The sequence below is a fragment of the Pseudomonas indica NBRC 103045 genome, from assembly GCF_002091635.1.
GTDB lineage: Bacteria > Pseudomonadota > Gammaproteobacteria > Pseudomonadales > Pseudomonadaceae > Pseudomonas_M > Pseudomonas_M indica.
The window spans coordinates 230469-253141 of record NZ_BDAC01000006.1 but is presented as its reverse complement, the minus strand read 5'-3'; the positions used below and the strand labels follow the sequence as shown (position 1 = coordinate 253141).

The 22673-nt window shown below is 62.2% G+C and carries 22 protein-coding genes; 4 read left to right on the top strand and 18 right to left on the bottom strand.

The features are described from left to right. Positions 1-14: 14 nt before the first annotated feature. From ispH to murJ, 6 genes are all read right to left on the bottom strand, one after another. Positions 15-959, bottom strand: coding sequence for a 4-hydroxy-3-methylbut-2-enyl diphosphate reductase (gene ispH / locus PIN01S_RS10235; protein WP_084335546.1), 945 nt, complete (start codon positions 957-959; stop codon positions 15-17). An 81-nt stretch (positions 960-1040) separates the two neighbouring features. Then, positions 1041-1478, bottom strand: a complete 438-nt coding sequence (fkpB, locus tag PIN01S_RS10230) for an FKBP-type peptidyl-prolyl cis-trans isomerase (RefSeq protein WP_084335545.1) — start codon at positions 1476-1478, stop codon at positions 1041-1043. Continuing rightward, the gene (gene lspA, locus PIN01S_RS10225; protein ID WP_084335544.1) at positions 1471-1974 is read right to left on the bottom strand and encodes a signal peptidase II; all 504 of its coding nucleotides are present in this window, start codon (positions 1972-1974) and stop codon (positions 1471-1473) included. Before lspA ends, fkpB begins: the two co-directional genes overlap by 8 nt. Positions 1975-2007: 33 nt before the next feature. Then, entirely contained in the window at positions 2008-4839 is a 2832-nt protein-coding gene (ileS, locus tag PIN01S_RS10220; protein WP_084335543.1) for an isoleucine--tRNA ligase, read from the bottom strand. A gap of 14 nt (positions 4840-4853) precedes the next feature. Then, positions 4854-5795, bottom strand: coding sequence for a bifunctional riboflavin kinase/FAD synthetase (ribF, locus tag PIN01S_RS10215; protein WP_084335542.1), 942 nt, complete (start codon positions 5793-5795; stop codon positions 4854-4856). 101 nt (positions 5796-5896) lie between these two features. After that, positions 5897-7435, bottom strand: a complete 1539-nt coding sequence (gene murJ / locus PIN01S_RS10210) for a murein biosynthesis integral membrane protein MurJ (RefSeq protein ID WP_084335541.1) — start codon at positions 7433-7435, stop codon at positions 5897-5899. A 226-nt stretch (positions 7436-7661) separates the two neighbouring features. Here murJ and rpsT point away from each other — a divergent pair, with 226 nt between their 5' ends. Further along, a complete protein-coding gene (rpsT, locus tag PIN01S_RS10205; RefSeq protein ID WP_084335540.1) occupies positions 7662-7940 on the top strand; it encodes a 30S ribosomal protein S20 in 279 nt (92 codons plus the stop codon). A gap of 91 nt (positions 7941-8031) precedes the next feature. Here rpsT and PIN01S_RS10200 read toward each other — a convergent pair whose 3' ends face one another. The 5 genes from PIN01S_RS10200 to rplU form a co-directional block, all read right to left on the bottom strand. Then, on the bottom strand, positions 8032-8487 hold the full coding sequence (locus tag PIN01S_RS10200; RefSeq protein ID WP_084335539.1) for a CreA family protein: 456 nt from the start codon (positions 8485-8487) through the stop codon (positions 8032-8034). 17 nt (positions 8488-8504) lie between these two features. After that, positions 8505-9623, bottom strand: a complete 1119-nt coding sequence (gene proB, locus PIN01S_RS10195) for a glutamate 5-kinase (protein WP_084335538.1) — start codon at positions 9621-9623, stop codon at positions 8505-8507. A gap of 64 nt (positions 9624-9687) precedes the next feature. Continuing rightward, a complete protein-coding gene (gene cgtA, locus PIN01S_RS10190; protein ID WP_084335537.1) occupies positions 9688-10911 on the bottom strand; it encodes an Obg family GTPase CgtA in 1224 nt (407 codons plus the stop codon). Positions 10912-11016: 105 nt separating this feature from the next. Beyond that, a complete protein-coding gene (gene rpmA, locus PIN01S_RS10185; protein WP_084335536.1) occupies positions 11017-11274 on the bottom strand; it encodes a 50S ribosomal protein L27 in 258 nt (85 codons plus the stop codon). Between the two features lie 35 nt (positions 11275-11309). Then, entirely contained in the window at positions 11310-11621 is a 312-nt protein-coding gene (gene rplU / locus PIN01S_RS10180) for a 50S ribosomal protein L21 (protein WP_084335535.1), read from the bottom strand. Between the two features lie 244 nt (positions 11622-11865). Here rplU and PIN01S_RS10175 point away from each other — a divergent pair, with 244 nt between their 5' ends. Together PIN01S_RS10175 and PIN01S_RS10170 are read left to right on the top strand one after the other, a co-directional pair. After that, a complete protein-coding gene (locus PIN01S_RS10175) occupies positions 11866-12834 on the top strand; it encodes a polyprenyl synthetase family protein (RefSeq protein ID WP_084335534.1) in 969 nt (322 codons plus the stop codon). Between the two features lie 190 nt (positions 12835-13024). Next, a complete protein-coding gene (locus PIN01S_RS10170) occupies positions 13025-13270 on the top strand; it encodes a PA4570 family protein (RefSeq protein WP_084335533.1) in 246 nt (81 codons plus the stop codon). A 130-nt stretch (positions 13271-13400) separates the two neighbouring features. Here the strand turns inward: PIN01S_RS10170 and bamJ are convergent, their stop codons facing one another. The 6 genes from bamJ to PIN01S_RS10140 all read right to left on the bottom strand — a co-directional run bounded on the left by bamJ (position 13401) and on the right by PIN01S_RS10140 (position 18687). Continuing rightward, positions 13401-14018: a BamJ family beta-barrel-assembly machinery protein gene (gene bamJ, locus PIN01S_RS10165; RefSeq protein ID WP_084335532.1), complete on the bottom strand. Its 618-nt coding sequence runs from the start codon at positions 14016-14018 to the stop codon at positions 13401-13403. Between the two features lie 86 nt (positions 14019-14104). Then, on the bottom strand, positions 14105-14410 hold the full coding sequence (locus tag PIN01S_RS10160) for a DUF6482 family protein (protein WP_084335531.1): 306 nt from the start codon (positions 14408-14410) through the stop codon (positions 14105-14107). Positions 14411-14535: 125 nt separating this feature from the next. Beyond that, positions 14536-15024 carry a TIGR00645 family protein gene (locus PIN01S_RS10155; protein ID WP_084335530.1) on the bottom strand — a complete coding sequence of 163 codons (489 nt, stop codon included), beginning with the start codon at positions 15022-15024 and terminating at the stop codon, positions 14536-14538. A 214-nt stretch (positions 15025-15238) separates the two neighbouring features. After that, positions 15239-15580: a PA4575 family protein gene (locus PIN01S_RS10150; RefSeq protein ID WP_084335529.1), complete on the bottom strand. Its 342-nt coding sequence runs from the start codon at positions 15578-15580 to the stop codon at positions 15239-15241. A gap of 195 nt (positions 15581-15775) precedes the next feature. Further along, positions 15776-18277 carry a Lon protease family protein gene (locus tag PIN01S_RS10145; protein WP_084335528.1) on the bottom strand — a complete coding sequence of 834 codons (2502 nt, stop codon included), beginning with the start codon at positions 18275-18277 and terminating at the stop codon, positions 15776-15778. A gap of 86 nt (positions 18278-18363) precedes the next feature. Then, a complete protein-coding gene (locus PIN01S_RS10140) occupies positions 18364-18687 on the bottom strand; it encodes a TraR/DksA family transcriptional regulator (RefSeq protein WP_084335527.1) in 324 nt (107 codons plus the stop codon). Positions 18688-18865: 178 nt separating this feature from the next. On the opposite strand from PIN01S_RS10140, the gene PIN01S_RS10135 reads away from it, so the two are divergent. Continuing rightward, positions 18866-20719 carry an Lnb N-terminal periplasmic domain-containing protein gene (locus tag PIN01S_RS10135; protein WP_084335563.1) on the top strand — a complete coding sequence of 618 codons (1854 nt, stop codon included), beginning with the start codon at positions 18866-18868 and terminating at the stop codon, positions 20717-20719. 1 nt (position 20720) lies between these two features. Here PIN01S_RS10135 and rtcR read toward each other — a convergent pair whose 3' ends face one another. Next, a complete protein-coding gene (gene rtcR / locus PIN01S_RS10130) occupies positions 20721-22340 on the bottom strand; it encodes an RNA repair transcriptional activator RtcR (protein WP_084335526.1) in 1620 nt (539 codons plus the stop codon). Between the last annotated feature and the right edge of the window lie 333 nt (positions 22341-22673).

The window sequence follows — 22673 nt, the reverse complement described above, 5'->3', positions numbered from 1 at the left end:
TTTGCGGAGTTTGTTTAGCCCCCCCGCACCCTCAACTCCTTCGGCATGGAGAACGTAATGTTCTCCTCACGCCCGCTCAGCTCCGAAACCTCTTCCGCACCCCATCCGCGCAGGCGTTCGATGACGCCTCGTACCAATATTTCCGGGGCAGAGGCGCCAGCGGTGATGCCGATGTTGCGGACACCGTCGAACCAACCACGTTGCAGGTCTTCGGCGCCATCGATGAGGTAGGCCGGTGTTCCCATACGTTCGGCCAGTTCGCGCAGGCGGTTGGAGTTGGAGCTGTTGGGGCTGCCGACCACCAGCACCACATCGCATTCGTCGGCGAGCTGTTTGACGGCATCCTGGCGATTTTGCGTGGCGTAGCAGATATCGTCCTTGCGCGGTCCGCCGATGTTGGGGAAGCGCTTGCGTAGCGCGTCGATGACGCGGCTGGTGTCGTCCATCGATAAGGTCGTCTGGGTGACGAACGCCAACGAGTCGGGGTCCCGTACCTGCAGACGCTCGACATCCTCTTCGTCTTCGACCAGATAGATGGCGCCGCCATTGCGCTCATCATACTGACCCATGGTGCCTTCCACCTCGGGGTGACCGGCGTGGCCAATCAGGATGCATTCACGGCCGTCGCGGCTGTAACGTGCCACTTCCATATGGACCTTGGTTACCAGCGGACAGGTGGCATCGAAGACTTTCAGGCCGCGTCGCTCGGCTTCCTGACGCACAGCCTGAGAAACCCCATGCGCACTGAAGATGACGATGACGTTGTCCGGCACTTGGTCCAATTCCTCCACGAAGATGGCACCGCGGGAACGCAGGTCTTCGACTACGAATTTGTTATGCACCACCTCATGTCGCACATAGATGGGTGGCCCGAAGACTTCCAGGGCGCGGTTGACGATTTCGATGGCGCGGTCGACGCCAGCGCAGAAGCCGCGGGGGTTGGCGAGTTTGATGAGCATGGCGTTGTCTCGGCGCGCAGAGGCAGGTTTTGCGGAGTTTAACGCGTTTCCTCTCCCAGCATGGGGAGAGGAAACATGGCATCAGAGTGGACGTACTTCGAGAATATCCACTTCGAAGTTCAAGGCCTTTCCGGCCAGGGGATGGTTGAAATCGATGGTGACCTGCGTTTCGTCGAAGGCTTTGACGATGCCGGGAAGCTCGGTGTTTGCCGCATCGTTGAAGATCACCAGCAGTCCTTGCGACAGCTCCATGTCTTCGAACTGGCTTCGCGGCATGATCTGTACATTCTGTGGATTGGGTTGGCCGAAGCCCTGCTCCGGCTCGATCGGCAGCACACGCTTGTCGCCAGCCTTCAGGCCGTAGAGTGCCTGCTCGAAACCGGGCAACAGGTTGCCGTCGCCCACCTTGAACGTCGCAGGTTTCTTGTCGAACGTGCTATCCACCACCTCGCCGTTTTCCAGCTTGAGGGCGAAGTGTAGAGTGACTTCCTTATCCGGGCCGATACGCTGTTCAGTCATGGGCGGGTTCTCCGGATTTCTTGCTCTTTAACATGTCCAGCGCCAGCATGACGGCGCCAACGGTGATGGCGCTGTCGGCCAGGTTGAACGCCGGGAAATACCAGCGGCTCTGCCAGTGCACCAGAATGAAGTCGACTACGTGACCATAGGCGATGCGGTCATAGAGGTTTCCCAAGGCACCGCCCAGGACCAGTGCCAATGCGATTGCCAGCCAGGTCTCGTCCGTCTTGAGGCGCTTGAGCCAGACCAGTAGCACGGCACTGACGGCAACAGCGATCAAGGCGAACAGCCAGCGCTGCCAGCCAGACTCTCCGGCGAGGAAGCTGAAGGCCGCACCGGTGTTATAAGCCAGGGTCCAACTGAAATAGTCAGGGATCACCACGATCTGCTGATACAGGCGCAGCGTATCCTCGAAATAGAACTTGCTGGCCTGGTCGAGCACGACGACCAGCACGGTGAGCCAGAGCCAGGACAACTTGCCGAAGCGAGACGTCATACCGTCACCTCGACACCCGCGAAGCAACGCGCCTCAGGCATAGTGCCGTACCTCGCCCTGCCCTTCGATGTTCTCGACGCAACGGCCACAGATTTCCGGATGGGCCGGGTTGATCCCTACGTCCTCGCGGTGATGCCAGCAGCGGCCGCATTTGGCCTGCTCGGACTTGCGCACCAGCAACTTGAGCCCAGCCAGCTCGCTATCTACCGCATTCGCCGGTGCATCGGCCAGCGGCGCCAGGGTCGCCGTCGACGTAATCAATACGAAGCGCAATTCATTGCCCAGTTTGGCCAGATCCGTGATAAGCGACTCTTCAGCGTACAGGGTGACCTCCGCCTGCAGGTTGCCGCCGATGGCCTTGGCGGTGCGCTGATTCTCCAGCTCCTTGTTCACGGCGGCCTTGACTTCCATCACGCGCGCCCAGAAATCGCGGCCCAGCTCTGCATCGCTCGGCAGCTCGCCAAGCCCCTGGTACCAGGTATTTAGCATCACCGACTCGTTACGCTCGCCCGGCAGGTACTGCCAGATCTCCTCGGCAGTGAACGCCAGGATCGGCGCGATCCAGCGCACCAGCGCCTCGGCGATATGGAACAGGGCCGTCTGACAGGAACGCCGGGCGACGCTGTCGGCCGCCGTGGTGTACTGACGGTCCTTGATGATGTCGAGATAGAAGCCGCCCAACTCCTGAACGCAGAAGTTATGGACCTTCTGGTAGACGTTCCAGAAACGGTAGCTGCCGTAGGCCTCTTCGATCTCGCTCTGCAGCAATGCCGCGCGATCCACGGCCCAGCGATCCAGCGCCAGCATGTCGCCGGCCGCGAGCAAATCCTTGGTCGGATCGAAGCCGTTCAGGTTGGCCAACAGGAAGCGGGCGGTGTTGCGGATACGCCGGTAGGCGTCGGCACTGCGCTGCAGAATCTGCTGGGAGACCGCCATTTCGCCGGAGTAATCGGTTGCCGAAACCCACAGACGCAAGATGTCCGCCCCCAGGCTGTCAGTGACTTGCTGCGGAGCGATCACATTGCCCAGCGACTTGGACATCTTGCGGCCGTTCTCGTCCACGGTGAAGCCGTGGGTCAGCAACGCCTTGTATGGCGGATGCCCGTCGATGGCGCAGCCGGTCAACAACGAGGAATGGAACCATCCGCGATGTTGGTCGGAGCCTTCGAGGTAAAGGTCGGCGCGCGGCCCCTGGGCGTGGCCAAGCGGGTGCGAACCACGCAGTACATGCCAATGCGTCGTGCCCGAATCGAACCAGACATCCAGGGTGTCGCTGATCTTGTCGTATTGCGCAGCCTCATCACCGAGCAACTCGGCAGCATCGAGTTTGAACCAGGCCTCGATACCCTCTTTCTCGACACGTTGGGCTACCGCCTCCATCAGTTCCGGCGTACGCGGATGCAGTTCGCCGCTGGCCTTGTGTAGGAAGAAAGGGATCGGCACCCCCCAGTTGCGCTGACGCGAGATACACCAGTCCGGACGACCGGCAATCATGCCTTGCAGACGCGCCTGGCCCCAGGCAGGAACGAACTCGGTCTGCTCGATGCCGGCCAATGCACGCTGACGCAGGGTATCGCCCTGGTTCGGCTGCTTGTCCATGCCGACGAACCACTGCGCCGTGGCGCGGTAGATCAACGGAGTCTTGTGGCGCCAGCAGTGCATGTAGCTGTGGCTGATGCTCTCGTGCTTCAGCAGGCAACCGACCTCGGCAAGCTTTTCGACGATCTGCGGGTTGGCCTTCCAAATGAACTGCCCACCGAAGAACGGCAGGGAGTCGACATAGACGCCATTGCTCTGCACTGGATTGAGGATGTCGTCGTTGTGCATCCCGTAGCGCTTGCAGGTGACGAAGTCGTCCTCGCCATAGGCCGGCGCCGAGTGAACGATCCCCGTACCGGCATCCAGCGCCACGTATTCGGCCAGGTAAACCGGCGACAGACGCTCGTAGAGCGGATGACGGAAGTTCAGATTCTCCAGGCGCTCGCCCTTGGTCGTGGCGACGACCTGCCCCTCGAGGCCATAGCGCTTCAGGCTGGCCTCGACCAGCTCGGCTGCCAGCACCAACAGCTTGTCGCCAACGTCCACCAGGGCATAGTCGAATTCGGGGTGTGCGTTCAGCGCCTGGTTGGCCGGGATGGTCCAGGGCGTGGTGGTCCAGATCACGATGCAGGCGGGCTTGCCCAGGGACTCGAGACCGAATGCCTCTGCCAGAGCCTTGTCGTCGGCACTCGGGAACGCCACGTCGATGGCATCGGACTTCTTGTCCTGATACTCGACCTCGGCTTCCGCCAGTGCGGAGCCGCAATCGAAACACCAGTTGACCGGCTTCAAGCCCTTGAACACGAATCCCTGCTTGACCATTTCGGCCAGCGCGCGGATTTCCCCCGCCTCGTTGGCGAAATCCATGGTCTTGTATGGATTATCCCAGTCGCCGAGCACACCGAGACGAATGAAGTCGGCCTTCTGCCCTTCGATCTGCTCGGCCGCATAGGCACGGCAGAGTTCGCGGGTCTTGTCGGCGGGCAGGTGCTTGCCGTGGGTGGTTTCCACCTTGTGCTCGATGGGCAGGCCATGGCAGTCCCAACCCGGTACGTAGGGTGCATCGTAACCGGCCAGGGTCTTCGAGCGGACGATGATGTCCTTGAGGATCTTGTTGACCGCGTGACCGATGTGGATATTGCCGTTGGCATACGGCGGACCGTCGTGCAGAACGAACTTCGGGCGTCCCTCGCCGATCTGCCGCAGCTTCCGGTACAGGTCAATGCTGCTCCAGCGCTGCAGCATCTCCGGCTCGCGCTGGGGCAGGCCGGCCTTCATCGGAAACGCCGTTTCCGGCAGGTTGAGGGTCGCTTTGTAGTCGGTCATGTCGTTCAGGCTCTTTATTGAAGCGGTTGACCGAGCCAGTAGGCCCGGGCGGCGGCGATGTCCGCATCGATCGCCGTCTTCAGCGCCTCCAGGGAGGCGAAACGCTGCTCGTCTCGCAGCTTGTGGTGGAATGCCACCGTCAGGCGCCGGCCATACAGGTCGCCGGCAAAATTCAGCAGATGTACTTCCAGGTGGGCCTGTCCGTCGCCCTTCACGCTCGGGCGAACACCGATATTGGCCACGCCCTGCAGGCGCCGCCCGTCGTCCACCCTGGCACTGACCAGATAGACGCCGGACAACGGAACCCGGCAGCGCTTGAGCTGCACGTTCGCGGTCGGTGCGCCCAACTGACGACCGAGCTTCTGGCCATGCAGCACTCGGCCGGTGATGCAGTACGGCCGCCCCAGCAAGCGCTCGGCCAAGGCGAAATCGCCCGCCGCCAGCGCCTGGCGGACGCGCGTACTGCTGACACGCTCGCCATCCAGTTCGACGGTTGCCGCCGCTTCGACCGTGAAACCCTCATCGGCACCGGCCTGCTGCAGAAACTCGAAATCGCCGGCACGATCGCAACCGAAGCGGAAATCGTCACCAACCTCCAAATGCTTCACCCCTAGCCCTTCCACCAGCACCGCATGCACGAACTCGGCCGCGCTGAGTTCACGCAAACGTCGGTTGAAAGCCAGGCATAGCACCCGATCGACGCCCTCGGCAGCCAGCAGCTCGAGCTTGTCGCGCAGGCGCGTCAAACGGGCCGGAGCGCTATCCGGAGCGAAGTACTCCCGCGGCTGAGGCTCGAAAATCACCACGCAACTGGGTAAGCGCAACTCCGCCGCACGTTCGCGCAGTCGCTTAAGGATCGCCTGGTGACCACGGTGCACCCCATCGAAATTACCGATGGTGGCAACACAGCCCCGATGCTGGGGAAGCAGGTTATGAAGACCTCGAACCAGCTGCATAACACGCATCTTGCTCACAAAGTGGCCGATTATACGCACACCCGAGGCCCGGTAACAGTTCGGCCAGACCTCGCATCAAGCAGGCACTACGGCGAGCAGGATCAGGAAACCGCTCGCCGGGAAAAATCCCTGATCCGGAAGCCGAGCAACAGCAACATACCGAAGTAGGCAAATACACCGATTGTCACCAGCCCACCGAGGCGCAGCAGGCGCATCAGCATCACACCCTCGTCCCAGGCCGGCATGACCAGCATTAACCCGAACAGTGCCGCAGCCATGACCAGCACCGCCACGACCAGCTTCATCAGGAACAGAACCCACCCCGGCTGCGGCTGGAACAGCCGCTGCGCGCGCAGTTTCCAGTAAAGCAGGCCCGCATTCAGACAGGCGCCCAGGCCAATGGCCAAAGCCAGCCCGGCATGCTGCAAAGGGAAGATCAGCGCTAGGTTCAGCAGTTGCGTTACAACCAAGGTGAATACGGCGATACGCACCGGTGTCCGGATGTTCTGCTGGGCATAGAAGCCCGGCGCCAACACCTTGACCAGAATGATACCCAGCAGGCCGACCGAATAGGCAATCAGGGCACGCTGGGTCATCAGGGCATCATGAGCCGAGAACTTTCCATACTGGAACAACGAAACCGTCAGCGGCTCGGCGAGCAATGCCAGAGCGACCGCACAGGGCAACACCAACAGGAAGCACAGCCGCAGGCCCCAGTCGAGCAGCCGCGAATATTCCTTGCGGTCCTGGCTGGCATAGGTCTTGGCCAATGACGGCAGCAGAATGGTGCCCAGCGCCACCCCCAGCACGCCGGATGGCAGCTCCATCAGTCGATCGGCGTAGTACATCCAGGATACCGACCCCGCCACCAAGAATGACGCGAAGATGGTATTGATGATCAGCGAAATCTGACTGACCGAAACGCCCAGGATCGCCGGCAGCATCTGCTTCAGAACACGCCAGACGCCCGTATCGCGCAGATTCAGCCGAGGCAGGACGAGCATGCCGATCTTCTTCAATGACGGCAGCTGATACAAAAGCTGGAGCAGTCCCCCGGCCAGCGCAGCCCATCCCAGTACCATGACGGGAGGGTCGAAATAGGGAGTCAGAAAAAGGGCGAAACCAATCATGCTGACATTCAGCAATGTCGGCACGAACGCCGGCACGGAAAAGCGGTTCCAAGTATTGAGGATGGCGCCGGCCAGCGACGACAGCGAAATCAGCAGAATGTAGGGAAAGGTTACCCGTAGCAGCGAGGTCGTCAGTTCGAACTTCTCCGGCTCGTCAGCGAAACCCGGCGCACTGACCCAGATGATCCAGGGGGCTGCGAGCACGCCCAACAACGTAACCAGCGCCAGCACGAGCGTGAGCAGGCCAGAGATATAGGCGATAAACGTACGCGTCGCCTCTTCGCCCTGCTGGGTCTTGTATTCCGCCAGGATGGGCACGAACGCCTGGGAAAATGCCCCCTCGGCGAAGATGCGCCGCAACAGATTGGGCAACTTGAAGGCGACGAAGAAGGCATCCGTCGCCATGCCTGCACCAAAAATACGGGCGATGATGGTGTCGCGCACGAAGCCCAACACCCGCGACAGCATGGTGATGGAGCTGACGGCTGCCAACGACTTGAGTAGATTCATGGCATTGATCGCTACTGTTTTCTGGCCACTCGGTCGACGGAAAAGATGGACGCCGGAGCGAAGCCGCCGAGTGTAGAGGTCGCCCACGAATAAATCATCCAGCGCCAGCGGACACGCTCGTCGAACGGCACTTGAGAAGAATGCCGCCACCCTTGACAAGCCAGGGTGAGGTCGGCATGATTCGCGGCCTTATTTGTTTGTATCCCTGTTTTCGAGGAGCTTGACGGTGGCCAATACACCTTCTGCCAAAAAACGCGCCAAACAGGCTGAGAAGCGTCGTAGCCATAACGCCAGCCTGCGCTCCATGGTTCGTACCTACATAAAGAACGTGGTCAAGGCGATCGACGCCAAGGACCTGGAAAAGGCTCAAGCCGCCTACACCCTGGCTGTGCCGGTGATCGACCGTATGGCCGACAAAGGCATCATCCACAAGAACAAGGCAGCTCGCCACAAAGGCCGTCTGAATGCCCACATCAAGGCACTCAGCGAAGCCGCTGCCGCCTAAGCGCGACGGATGCTGAACAAAAAACCGGCCAATGGCCGGTTTTTTATTGCCTTCTTCTTTGCGGATCGCCAGCGACAATCCGCAAAGACCGTCACTTCCAAGGCAGGATCGGAATGGCCGTCACCGCATTCTGCGGACTACCCTCTATCACCCGGTCGCTATAGACCAGATACACCAGGGTATTGCGCTTCCTGTCGAAGAACCGCACGACCTGCATGGTCTTGAAGACCAGCGAAGTGCGCTCCTTGAACACTTCTTCCCCTTCCTTCAGTTCGGCTCGAAAGCGGATAGGCCCCACCTGACGGCAGGCTATGGAGGCCTCCGCACGATCCTCGGCCAACCCCAGCCCACCCTTCACACCACCCGTCTTGGCGCGTGACAGATAGCAGGTTACACCTTCCACCTTGGGATCATCGAACGCCTCGACGACGATCTTGTCGTTCGGCCCCACCCACTTGAAAACGGTAGACACCTCGCCTATCGGCTCAGCCGCAGCCACAAGCGGCAACAGCAGCATGCCGCACAGCAATCCCTTGAACGCCCGCATTACAGCCCCCTGAGAAATCAGACCAGAATCAGATTGTCGCGATGAACAAGCTCCGGCTCATCCACATAACCCAGCAACTTCTCGATGGCATCGGAGGGCTGCCCGATAATCTTCTGAGCCTCGACGGCACTGTAGTTGGCGAGCCCCCGCGCAACCTCGCGACCATCCGGCCCCACGCACACCACCATTTCGCCACGCCGGAAGTTGCCCTGCACACCCTTCACCCCAACCGGCAGCAGGCTCTTGCGATCCTGCGCCAGCGCCTTCACAGCCCCGGCATCCAGAGTCAGCGTGCCGCGAGTCTGCAGATGCCCTGCCAGCCACTGCTTGCGTGCCGCCAGCAGGCCCCGCTCGGGCGCCAGCAAGGTTCCCAGGCGCTCGCCCGATTTGAGCCGATCCAGCACCCGCTCGATCTGCCCACCGACGATGATGGTGTGCGCCCCGGAACGCGCCGCGAGGCGCGCCGCACGCAATTTGGTCTGCATCCCTCCCCGACCGAGCGCACCGCCGGCACCCCCCGCCACCGCATCCAGCGCCGGGTCATCGGCACGCGCCTCGTGGATCAGCTTCGCATCGGGATTGGTCCGCGGATCGGCATCGAACATGCCGTCACGATCAGTGAGGATGACCAACAGGTCCGCCTCCACCAGGTTGGCCACCAGCGCCGCGAGGGTATCGTTGTCACCGAAGCGGATCTCATCGGTGACGACGGTATCGTTCTCGTTGATCACCGGAACCACCCCCAGCTCCACCAGGGTGCGCAGAGTGCTACGCGCGTTCAGGTAGCGCTTGCGATCGGACAGGTCGTCATGGGTCAGCAGAATCTGGGCAGTATGCTTGCCGTGCTCGGCGAAACTGGATTCCCAGGCGCGAATAAGGCCCATCTGACCGATTGCGGCAGCAGCCTGCAGCTCGTGCATCGCCTTCGGGCGAGACGCCCAACCCAGCCGACTCATGCCCGCCGCCACAGCACCGGAAGACACCAGCACCAACTCGACGCCGGCCTCACGCAGGGCCACCATCTGCTGAACCCAAACCGCCATGGCTGCCCGATCCAATCCACGTCCATCGGCGGTCAACAGGGCACTACCGATCTTCACCACCCAGCGCCGCGCGCCGGTCACCTTGTCCCGCATTTCTCAACCCCAAGCCAGTTAGAACAACGCCGCTATGAAAGCGGCGCTGAACGATACCTCATTGTCAGTCACGGACGTAGATGATCTCGGGACCATCCTCGTCATCCTCGAAGTCGTCATCCCAATCGTCATCGCCAATATCGTCGACGCTCTTCAGGCCGGCGCGGCGCAGGGCACGGCGATCATCCAGCGCCTGCAAACGTGCTCGCGCCTCGTCTTCGATACGCCGATCCAGCTCGGCCAACGCCTCCGCATAAGCCGGCTCTTCCACCTTACGCAGCTCGCGCTCATCGAGATAACGCATGATCGACTGAGTGAGCGATTCGGTCCCTTCGCTTTCCAGCGCCGAAATCACATGGACAGGGCCTTTCCAATCGAGCCGCTCGACCACGGAGCGAACACGCTCTTCGCGCTCCTCTTCAAGCAACTGATCAGCCTTGTTCAATACCAGCCAGCGGTCCCGTTCAGCCAGCGCCGGGCTGAACTTTTCCAGTTCACGAATGATGACTTCCGCAGCCTCGGCCGGATCGCTGCCGTCCACCGGCGCCATATCCACCAGATGCAACAACAAGCGGGTACGCGCCAGATGCTTGAGGAAACGAATCCCTAACCCAGCCCCCTCGGAAGCGCCTTCGATCAAGCCCGGAATGTCGGCGACGACGAAACTCTTGTAGCGACCGACACTGACCACGCCAAGGTTCGGCACCAGCGTGGTGAACGGATAATCCGCCACCTTGGGCTTGGCTGCGGAAACGGAGCGGATGAACGTGCTCTTGCCGGCATTCGGCAAGCCAAGCAGGCCGACATCGGCGAGCACCTTCAATTCCAGCTTGAGATCGCGCGCCTCGCCCGGCTTGCCAGGAGTGGTCTGCCGCGGCGCACGGTTGGTACTGGACTTGAAGCGGGTATTACCCAACCCATGCCAACCACCCTGAGCGACCAGCAGGCGCTGACCCGGCTTGGTCAGGTCACCGATGACTTCCTGAGTCCCCGCATCGATCACCGTCGTGCCAACCGGAACGGGCAGAATGAGGTCATCCCCTTTGGCACCGGTACAATCGGTGCTGCCACCCTTTTCCCCGTTCTTGGCCGCAAACCGACGCGTATAGCGGTAATCGACCAAGGTATTGAGGTTCTCGTCGACCTCCAGGTAGACGGAGCCGCCATCGCCCCCGTCGCCCCCGTTGGGGCCACCTTTCTCGATGAACTTCTCGCGACGGAAGCTCATCATGCCGTTACCGCCGTCGCCGGCCTTTACAAAAATCGATACTTCATCGACGAATTTCATGGAACGCCTCCCGCCCTAGGGCGGGCTGAGTAAAAACGAAGAACTATAGGATACAGAAACAAAAAAGCCCCGTCGCATGACGGGGCTTCTTCAGCAAGGCCGGACTCAGACAGTCACGACGCTCACGTATTTGCGACCGAAGGCGCCCTTGGTCTCGAACTTGACCACGCCATCCACTTTCGCGAACAGGGTGTGATCCTTGCCCAGACCAACGCCGTAACCGGCATGGAACTGAGTACCGCGCTGACGCACGATGATGTTACCGGCCTTGATGGCCTGGCCGCCGAACATTTTCACGCCAAGGCGTTTACTTTCTGAGTCGCGACCGTTGCGGGTAGAACCGCCAGCTTTTTTGTGTGCCATGAGTTCAATACTCCAAAAAGGGGATCAGGTAGTGCTTACGCCTGAATACCGGTGATTTTGATCTCAGTGAACCACTGACGGTGGCCCTGACGCTTCATGTGGTGCTTACGACGGCGGAACTTGATGATGCGCACTTTGTCGTGACGGCCTTGGGAAACCACTTCGGCCACAACCTTGGCACCATCGACGACCGGAGCACCGATCTTCACGTCATCGCCATTGCCGACCAGCAGCACGCGGTCGAAAGTGACGGCTTCGCCGGTGGCGACTTCGAGCTTCTCGATCTTGAGGAACTCGCCTTCGGCGACTTTGTATTGCTTGCCACCGGTAACAATTACTGCGTACATGGAATATCTCCGTTGATCCTGCTCACCCAGCGCTTTATAGAAAGAGTGATCGGCTGGCATGGCTGCATGGGGCCGGATGGGACGCCCGTGCATTTGCGTAAGGCAGGGAAATGCCCAGGGAAGTTCAGGGGCCGCGATTGTACGCAAGGCGCCGCATCTCCGCAAGCGCCGCAGGGCTTTGCCTTGACAGCCCCTACCCTGCCCCCTAGCATGCCGCGCAACCTACGAGGAGCACGTAACGCTGATGCAACCCCAGGCCTTCTATAGCGTGGTGGCGGACGATTTTACCGCTGTCGATGGCATTATCCGCAAGCAGCTCGTTTCGCGCGTTCCCCTCGTGGAAAAGATCGGGGACTACATCATCTCCGCCGGCGGCAAGCGCCTTCGCCCCTTGCTGGTGCTGCTCTGCGGCAAGGCACTGGGCCGCCAGGACGACGACCTGCGCCTGCTCGCCGCCACCATCGAGTTCCTGCATACCGCTACGCTGTTGCATGACGACGTGGTCGACATGTCCGGCATGCGCCGTGGCCGCTCCACCGCCAATGCGCTGTGGGGTAATGCCCCCAGCGTCCTGGTCGGCGACTTCCTTTATTCGCGCTCCTTCGAAATGATGGTGGAGCTCGGCTCCATGTCGGTGATGCGCATTCTCTCCAAGGCCACCCGGGTGATCGCCGAGGGCGAGGTCCTGCAGCTCTCCAAGGTGCGCGATGCCAGCACCACCGAAGAGACCTATATGGAAGTCATCCGCGGCAAGACCGCCATGCTTTTCGAGGCTTCGACCCACAGCGCCGCCGCCCTGGCCGGTGCCAGCCATGAGCAGAGCGAAGCGCTGCGCACCTTTGGCGATCATCTGGGCATTGCCTTCCAACTGGTCGACGATCTGCTCGACTACCGGGGCGATGCCGAGACGCTGGGCAAGAACGTTGGCGACGATCTGGCCGAAGGCAAGCCCACCCTGCCGTTGATCCATTGCATGCGTGAGGGCACTCCTGAACAAGCCGCCTTGGTTCGCCAGGCAATCCAGAAAGGTGGTATCGAGGATCTGGAAAGCATCCGTGCCGCAGTGGAGGCCGCCGGTGCTCTGGATTACACCGCCCGCCTGGCTCGCGATTACGCCGAGCGCGCCATTGCCTGCCTCGACGCGCTACCGGCCAGCGAATACCGCGACGCCCTCGTCGAATTGAGCCGTTTCGCCGTCGCTCGCACCCACTGATTTCCCTGCCTGAACGGCCCGCACTCACACGGGCCCTCGCCAATAGCTCTTCGGATAACCACAAGGCACCCGCTCATACAGCGAGTGTAAATGTCACACCTTTCCCGTCGACCGACAAAAGGTCAAATCAGAGCTTGCCATTTCACGAATAAGAATTATTCTCAATAAAACTTATTCAAGGAGATGCGCCATGACCTATCTGATTGACGCCTGGCTGGACCGCCCACACCCTTATCTGCGCATCCTGAACCGGGATACCGGGGAGGTATGCGCCATGCTGGAAGAAGATGCCCTCGACGAACTGCGCGACCTCGGTGAGCTCGATTTCGCCGGATTGAGTTCCAGCGAACCCGGTGTGCTCAAGGAGCTGGTACGCAGCCTGTTCCTCTTCTGTTATGCGCGGGCATTGCGCCCGGCCGGCCACGATCCGCACTGACCGAGCAAACGGTGCAAGGAAGCGCCATGGCAGCCGGTCGCCCGGGAGCCGGCTGCATGACGGGGGCAACGACGCTCTCGCGCCGGTCCTCGAGCGGAAACGGACTACCGCTCGAGGGCCACCCTTTGGATCAGAGGATTTCCAGCAGCTCGACGTCGAACACCAGCACACTGTGCGGCGGAATGCTGCCCACCGCCTGGCCGCCATAGGCCAGCTCGCTGGGAACATGCAGACGCCATTTGCTGCCGGTATTCATCAGCTGCAGGGCTTCGACCCAACCGGCGATCACACCGCCAACCGGGAATTCGGCCGGCTGGCCGCGCTCGTAGGAGCTGTCGAACACACTGCCATCGATCAGCGTGCCATGGTAATGGGTACGCACATGATCCTCGCGGGACGGCTTGGCGCCTTCGCCGGCCACCAGCACCTCATATTGCAAACCGGACGGCAGCACCGTGACGCCTTCACGCATGGCGTTCTGTTCCAGATACGCCCGCCCTTCTCCGGCCACCGCCTCAGCCTTGGCCTGAGCCTCGGCTTGCATGCGCTCGCGAATCACACGGAAGCTGGCCGCCAGGGCGGTTTGGTCGACCCGGCTCGGCTGGCCGGCGAAGGCGTCGGCCAACCCTGCGAGTACGGCGTCCAGGCTGACGCCCGGAGGCGGGTTGTCGCGCAATTGGTCGCCGAGCTGACGGCCGATACCGTAACTGACACGGGTTTCGTCGGTAGAAAGGTTGAGTTCGGACATCGTCTCGGCTCCGCAGGACAAAAAAGGGCCGCCAGACTAGCACAGTCCTCCGCCAGCCATGGCCGGCACACGCACCGAGGCCGAAATCAGCCAGGCAGCGAAAGCGAAATGGGGACGCAAACGATCTCGCCGTTATCCTCGCGGATGCCGCACATCTCATCGTGCACCATGGTGTGGACCAGATTGCAGGGCAGTGTCGGCAGCGTGTGCAGCAGTTCCCTGGCATGCTCGACGGAGCGCAGATGCATCGTGTGCCCCTGGTTGTCGCTGAGCGGATGGGCGCCATCGTCCATCCGTGCCTCCAGGATGTAGATACCGCCTTCCAGGGAAATCAGATTCAATTCCTGGACATGCCCGGCGCGGGCATGGCTGGACAGATCATGCAGGTTCATAACGTCACCTCGCACCGATTCTCGTCGGTTTCTACAGTCTTCGTAGAAAACCCCGGGAAGCACAAGGCCAAAGGACACCCGCCCGTCCATTTCCGGACAGGCGGGTCAGGAGGAAGCGAGGCGGGTCAATGCTTGGTCAGCTTGTCCAGATAGCCCATGGCGAACGCCGAGGCCACGAACGTCATGTGAATGATCACGTACCACATCAGCTTGGTGTCATTGATGTTTTGCGCATCCATGAACACCTTGAGCAGGTGGATCGAGGAAATCGCCACGATGGAAGCGGCCACCTTCATCTTCAGGGAGCCGGAGTCCATCTTGCCCAGCCAGTTGAGCTTCTCCTTGCCCTCATCGATATCCAGTTGGGAGACGAAGTTCTCGTAGCCGGAAATCATCACCATCACCAGCAGACCGCCCACCAGCGTCATATCGATGAGGGACAGCAAGGTCAGGATCAGGTCGGCTTCCTTGATCGAAAAAATCGCAGGGAGGACATGGAAGACCTCTTGGAAGAACTTGATCGCTAACGCCAGTAGGGCGAGGGACAAACCGAAATAGATCGGTGCCAGCAACCAACGGGAGGCATACATCGCGTTTTCGATAAAACGTTCCATGGGATCTCGCAGTTGAGTCGAACCGGCGCGGGAGTATACCAGCGTGTCGTGCAGGACCAAGACCGGACCAGAGCTGGAAATACGTGTTAAAGATTGCGAATCGAGTTATCCCCGGAGACTGTGGATAAAGCTGTGAATCAGCGCGGGAAGAATCTCTGCCACCGTTCAACCACGCAGTCTTCCTCGGATTGCACAAAAGCTGAGCAGACTCGTTTCAGCTCTCGGGCCGGAACTGGTAGTCGCCCAGATGCCGGCAGCGCTCGCCGTTCAGGCGACGCAGCTCGGCCTGCAGATGCAGGCGCCAGATCATGGGTTCGGAGCAAGCCTCATAGCCTTGAACAGCCAGGCTTTCGGCAATCGCATCGAGTACGCCTTCGGCTACGAAAGGCCCGTGGAATGGGCCTTGGGACTTGATTGCGGAAGGTTGGGAGCCGGACATGCCGGCCGCGCAGAGAAGGGTCCAGAGCCCTCGCTCGCCGGCCAGAGGCAACACCACACACTCGATGCGCGTCACCAGTCCCAGGCATTGGCGGGTAAGACAGAGGCTGCGCGGCATGGCGGCGTTCCTCACGGGGTCCGGTCTCCAGCCTACACCCCGACAGGCTGCCGAGGGAAGGCTCGGGTTATCCCCGGCAACTGTGGATAACTCTGTGGACGGCGCGGGGGTAGATCGCCGCGCGCGCCGTCCAGCGTGGCTGCCTTGCCGCTGCTCACTGGCTGACCAGCCGGCAGCGGCATCGCGCCCCATGGCTCATGCCGCCCCGGAACCCTTCGGCTTGGGCGTGCCCGGTTCCTTGGCCGGACCTTTGCGGGCGGGCTTCTTCGCTGCCACCGCCGTGTTGATTTCCTCGGCGATGGCCTTGGCCGGCCCCTTGTCTTCCTCTTCCATGCCCATCTCGGCGATTTCACGCAGGCGCTGCACCACCCGGGCATTCACGCTGCCCTCGGGAAACTGCCCCTTCTCATCCGGCGTACCGGCCGCTTCGCCCACCAGCAGCCCGAGCGCCTCATCGACCTGGCGCACCGCGTAGACGTGGAAGCGCCCTTCGCGCACCGCCTGCAATACGCGATCGTCGAGCATCAGGTTGGTGACGTTGGCATAAGGGATGATCACCCCCTGCTCGCCGGTCAATCCTCGTGCCTCACAGAGACGGAAGAAGCCCTCGATCTTCTCGTTGACCCCACCGACTGCCTGCACCTCGCCGAACTGGTTGATCGAGCCGGTGATGGCGAAGCACTGCTTGAGCGGTGTGCGCGACAGCGCGGAAATCAGCGTGCAGACTTCACCCAGCGAGGCACTGTCGCCATCGACGTAACCGTAGGACTGCTCCAGGGCGATGCTGGCGGAAATCTCCAGGGGAAACTCCTGGGCGTAGCGGCTACCGAGGTAGCCGGTCAGGATCATCACCCCTTTCGAGTGGATCGGCTGGCCGAGGTTGACCTCGCGTTCGATGTCGACGATGCCGCTACCGCCCGGATAGACAGTGGCGGAAATCCGCGCCGGCACGCCGAACGCCGAATCACCCACCTCCAGCACGGTCAGGCCGTTGCATTTGCCGATGGCGGCGCCTTCGGTGTCGATCAGGATGATGCCTGCCAGCATGTCGTCGAGAATCCGCGCCGACACACGTCCCGTCCGGGTGGCCTTGGCCTTGAGCGCACGCTCGATATGGCCGACGTCGGTCACCGTGTCGCTGGCCAGTTGACGGACGAAATCGGCTTCGCTGACCAGTTGGAAGAGATCGCCGATGCGCGCCGACAAGCGCCCCTGGTGCTCGGCCAGACGCGCGCTGTAAGTCGCCAGCCGGGCAACGGCGGCGGACGTCAACGGTGCCATCCCCTCCTCCGAGGTGCGCGTCGTCAACAGCTGGGCGAACTGCTCCAGGCTGTCTTCCGCCAGCGGAATCTCCTCATCGAAGTCCACGAGGACGCGGAACATCTCCTGGAAGTCCGGATCGAGGTCCTGCAGCGTGTAATAGAGCTGGCGCGAGCCGATGATGATCACTTTGATCTGCAACGGAATCACCTGCGGCGTGAGGGTCACCGTCGCCAGGCGTCCCAGTTCGGCCAGCGGCGATTCCATTTTCAACTGCCGCGAATGCAGGGCACGCTTGAGGGCATCCCAGACGAACGGCTCGCCGAAGAGTTTCTCCGCTTCCAGCACCAGATAGCCGCCGTTGGCACGGTGCAGCGCCCCCGGACGTAATTGCCGGTAACTGGTGTAGAGCGCGCCCTGGTCGGTGCTGTATTCGATACGGCCGAACAGATTGTCGTAGGTCGGGTGCGATTCGAACACTACCGGAGCCCCACCGCTGGCGTGGTGACCGACGATCAGGCTCGGGCTGTACTGGTCCTCCAGCATCTCGCGGCGCTGGGCATCCGGCTTATCGTCCAGCAACTGGTCGACCACCGTTTTCAGCAAATTCACCTGCATGGCCTGGAGATAGGCGCAGACTCCGGCGCACTCGGCATATTTTTCCGACAGCGGCGCCAGCAACGGCTGAAGCGCCAGGGTGATGGTCTCCTCGTTGAGCTGGCGCAACTGATTGCTCGACTCGCGCTTCCACTGCGGCAGGCTGGCCAGCTCTTCGTTCAAGCGCTCTTCCAACGCCGCGATATCGACGTGGAAGCGTTCGCGTTCGGCCTCCGGCAACTGGGCGAACTCGGCCTCGTCCAGCGCCTTGCCGTCCTTCATCGGGGTGAAAGCGATATTCGCGCTGTCGCGGTAAAGAGCGATGCCCTTCTCCAACGACAACCGTTCGATCACGTCCAAAGCGCGGTCGTAGCGCTGGTTGAAGGCGCGATCGATGGCATTCTTGCGCTGCTGGTAGGTAGGGTGCTCGAACACCGCCGGGAAGGTGGACAGCAGGTTGTCGATCAACTGGTTGACGTCGGCGATGAAATCGCTCGCGGTACCGGCCGGAAGCTCCAGTACCTTGGGCTCCCGGGGCTCGTCGAAATTGTTCACATAGACCCAGTCGACCGGGGTCTCCAGGCGCTTGGCTTCCGCCTTCAGGTAGCGCTGGACGAACGAAAAGCGGCCGGTTCCCGGCTCGCCCATGACGAACACGTTGTAGCCGGGGCGCGGCATCGCCACGCCGAACTGCAGCGCCTCGACCGCGCGTTCCTGGCCGAGCACGCCACGGAAGGGCTCCAGATCATCGGTGGTGGTGAAGGCGAACTGGGAGGGATCGAAGGGGCGGGTCAGGGCGTCGGGTGCCAGGCGCAAGCCGGCAGCGAAAGGATCGGGCATCGGACATCCTTGAATCGGGCGGCAACAGCCGCGGGGGTGTTGCCTGCATTCTGGCGCTGCCCGTGCGCTCCTGGCAAGGCGTTCACTCAGCCGGCCCGATCCGCGCATTGCAAGCAGAATTCAGCCGTCGGAAGAGCCGCCAGCCGCCGCTCGTCGATGGGTTCGCCGCAACGCAGGCAGTATCCGTAGCGACCTTCGGCAAGGCGCAGCCTGGCCAGGCCGACCTGACGCAAACCGGCCTCGGCTTCCGCCAACAGGGCCTCCAGCACCTCGTCGTTCTCTCGCTGCGTCGCCTGCTCGGCGAAATCGGGCGAATGGCTGCGCGCCAGGTCGCGGCGGATCGCCGCGGCGCGGGCCGCATACTCGGCAGCCAGGCTATCCAAGGCGGATCGAGGGTCGAACGAGGTCATGTCAGGGCTCCTGGGAACGATGGCCCGGTCGGCCGGGCGCTTCGGAAACCAGTGTGTCGCCTCCGCCACAATGGGCACTGATCCACATCAAGGTGGACGCAGGCCATCTGCCACTCGCTTGACAGCCCCGCTGACCTATCCAAAGCTCGACCGGACCAAGAGAGGAAGAAGAGTGACCTTGAAACGGATTTTGCCGTACCTCGCACTGAGTCTCTGCCCTCCGCTGCATGCCGCTTCCCTGCCCTCCGGCGACCGTCTCGACACACTCGCCGAAGCGCCCTATTGGCTTGCCCTCGGCCATTACGAACGTGGCAAGCTGGGCGGCTGGCGCAGTTATGTGGACGACACCGATTTCTTCCTCGCCGCCGAGGGCAACAGCGACCCCGCCGCCGAACTGCGTGCCACCGTCAAGGCACTGTATGCCCCCGCCAACCTCGGCGACAAACACGCGCAGTGCATCTATCCGGCCCGCACCCGCTGGCTGCGCGAACAGCTGCGACTGGCTGACCTGCCTGAAGTGGCATGCCCGGAGTACCGCGCCTGGTACCAAGACGTGAACCCGCACAGTGCCGTGCTGGTGTTCCCCGCTGCCTACCTGAACAGCCCGTCGTCGATGTTCGGCCACACCCTGCTGCGCATCGACCAGGCCGACGTCGACAGCCATGGCACCGCCCTGCTCAGCTACGCGCTGAACTTCGGCGCCTATATCGAGGGCATGGACAACAGCCTGCTCTACGCCTGGAAAGGCCTGATGGGTGGCTATCCCGGCCTGTTCGCCCTGGTTCCCTACCGCGACAAGCTAGGCGAATACAGCCGCCTGGAAAACCGCGACCTCTGGGAATATCGCCTGAACCTGACGCCCGAGGAGACCGGACGCATGGTGGAGCACGTCTGGGAACTCAAGCAGGTCCGCTTCGATTACTACTTCTTCGACGAGAACTGTTCCTACCGCCTGCTGGAACTGCTGGAGGTCGCCCGCCCCGGCGTCGAACTGACCGACGACTTTCCCCTGACCGCCATTCCCACCGACACCGTCCGGGCCGTGGTGGACGCCGGGTTGGTCGAGCGGATCGACTACCGCCCCTCGCGCGAACGCGAACTGCTGGCGCGCGCCGAGCCGCTCGAGCGCGACGAGCAAGGCTGGGTCCTGCGCCTCGCCGACGACGAATCGCTGCTGGACGACCCCGCGTTCCTGGCCTTGCCGCAGGCGCGTCGCGCCCTGGCCCAGGACGCCGCTTTCCGCCTGGTGCGCTACCGGGCGACCGGCGAAGAGCGCAACCGCGCCACTGCCACGCGCAGTTTCCGCCTGTTGCAGGGCATCAACCGCAACCCACCGCCAACGCTGGATATCGAGCGCCCCGGCCTGCCCGAACAAGGTCATCGATCGCGGACCTGGCAGCTCGGCCTCGGCAGCCGCGACGAGCGGGCCTTCGCCGAGTACGGCCTGCGCATGGCCTATCACGACCTCAACGACAACCTGCACGGCTTTCCCCTGGGCGCGCAGATCGAGATTCTCCAGCTCAAGCTGCGCCAGTACGAAGGCAATCACTGGCAGCTACAGCGCCTGGACCTCGCCACCATCCGCTCGCTGACGCCACGCAATCACCTGCTCCAGCCCTGGTCCTGGCAGGTCGCCGGCGGACTCGAACGCGTGCCCGGCGAAGACGGCGACGAGCGACTGGTCGGCCACTTCAATGGAGGTGCAGGTGGCACCTGGAAGTTGAATGAAGACCTGCTCGGCTTTGCCCTCGCCACCGCGCGCATCGAGCACAACCCGGACTTCGCCGCCGCCATCGCCCCGGCCCTCGGCTTCGATACCGGCGTGCTCTGGCGCAACCCCGTCGGCAACCTGACTCTGGAAGCCAAGGGCGACTACTTCCACAACGGCGAAGTCCGTCGCAGTCTCGGCCTGACCCAACAATGGGAGGTCTCCCCCCGCCTGGGCTTGCGGCTGAGCGCCGAACGCCAGTTCAGCAGCCTGACGCCCCCGGAAAACGAACTGATGCTGCAACTGCGCTGGTATCACTACTAACTCAGCCGTCAGGATGCGAAACCACGGCGCTCCACTCCAGCCCGAACCGCGCCAGGTACTTGCGCAACCGATCAGCGTCGTTGGGATTGGCCTTGCCTTGGCGCGACACGGCGAACAGTCGCCGCCCGGCATCCGACAGGCTGCGCGCCTCGCGGCAAACGCCGATCACGGATTCCAGTTGCAGCCGGTCGAAGAGGTCCAGCCCAACCATTACCTCGTCGTCCAGCAACGTACGCAGCGGGGTCACGTCGGGCCCATCGCTTTGCCAGGCGCGTCGCAACCGCTGCAGCTCCTCCTCCACCAGTGTTTCGTCGATCCGGCCGCTGTCGGCCAACGTCGCCATCCGCGTGACGGAGGCTGATAACTCGCGGAAATTTCCGGCCCAGCGCGCCTCGCTCGAAGTGGCGAACGCCAGATAGCGCCGCCGCGCCTCGACGTTGAAACGCACCTGCCGACCCAGCTCGCGGGCATGGCGCTCCAGCTCGAAATCGATGTTCGGCTCGATGTCCTCGCGCCGCCCGGCGAGACCGGGCAGCTCGAAGGTCCATAGATTGATACGGGCGAACAGGTCCTCGCGGAACAGCCCTTCCGTCACCCGACCGCGCAGGTCGCGGTGTGTGCCGGCGATCAGGAGGAAGTCGCTTTCCATCTCACGATCGCTGCCCAGCGGGAAGAAGCGGCGCTCCTCGATGGCCTTGAGCAGCATGGCCTGCTCGTCCAGGCCCAGTTCGCCGATCTCGTCGAGAAACAGCATGCCGCCGTCGGCCGCCCGCAACAGGCCATCGCGCGCATTCTGCGCTCCGGTGAAAGCGCCTTTGACATGACCGAACAACGCGGACATGGCGCCGTCGCCGCGCAAGGTCGCGCAGTTCACTTCGACGAAGCGTCCCTGGATCTGATGCCGTGCACGCTTCAGCTCGTAGATTCGCCGTGCCAGGAACGACTTGCCCGCCCCCGTGGGTCCCACCAGCAGCATGGGCGCCCGGGAGCGGATGGCGACCCGCTCGATCTGCTCGACGGAACGGTTGAACGCCGCGTTGCGCGTGGCGATACCGGACTTGAGAAAGGCCAGCGTCTCCTGGCGCTCGCGACGGAAGCGCGAGGCGATGCGGTCGTAGCGCGACAAGTCGAGATCGATCAGGGTATGGATGCCACTAGCCTTCCGCTCGGTATCCAGGCGCCGGGCCGGTGACGTCTGGATCAGCCGTGCCGGCAGATAACGCGCCTCGGTGAGCAGGAACCAGCAAATCTGCGCCACATGGGTCCCGGTGGTGATATGCACCAGGTAATCCTCATACTCGGTATCGAAGGCGTAGCCCGAGGTGAAGTCGTGCAGGGCACCGTAGACCTCCTCGAAATCCCAGGGGTCGCGCAGTTGCATCGCATGCAGACGCACGTCGGTTTCCGGCGACACCTGGGCGATGTCGTCGCGGATGCGCTCGGCCAGCCCCCGGTCGCGGGCATCCTCGCAGTGAATCAATTCCAGACGATGGACCAGCAGGTCGGGCTGCTGGCACAAGCCGACCGTGGGGCGCCATTTGTTCCAGCGCTCCGCGCCCTTGCCCACCCGGTCGAGGGTCGTTCCGAGAAAGCCGATGGCCACGGTTTTCCTTTCCACCATATCGATATCTTTAGATAAACAGTGATACAAAAATATAGTGTTTTATTGCCACCCTCGATACAGACGGATTACGTAAACCTCGCCTTATCAATAAATACTTCTTTAATTTCAAATAGATAAGAAAAAAGCGAAGCGGCAGAGCGATCCTGGCACGCCCCTCGCTATATCCCTTCCGACCGCATCGCCATGCAGGCCGACGGGCCGGGAGTTCCTCCCGCCGGTGCGCGGGCCCATTCCGGTGTTGGCGCCGCGTATGCCGCCGCAGCAACGATCGGTCGATGCCTGGTAGCTCAGTCGGTAGAGCAGTCGCCCTAAGCGACCGTCGCAGGTTCG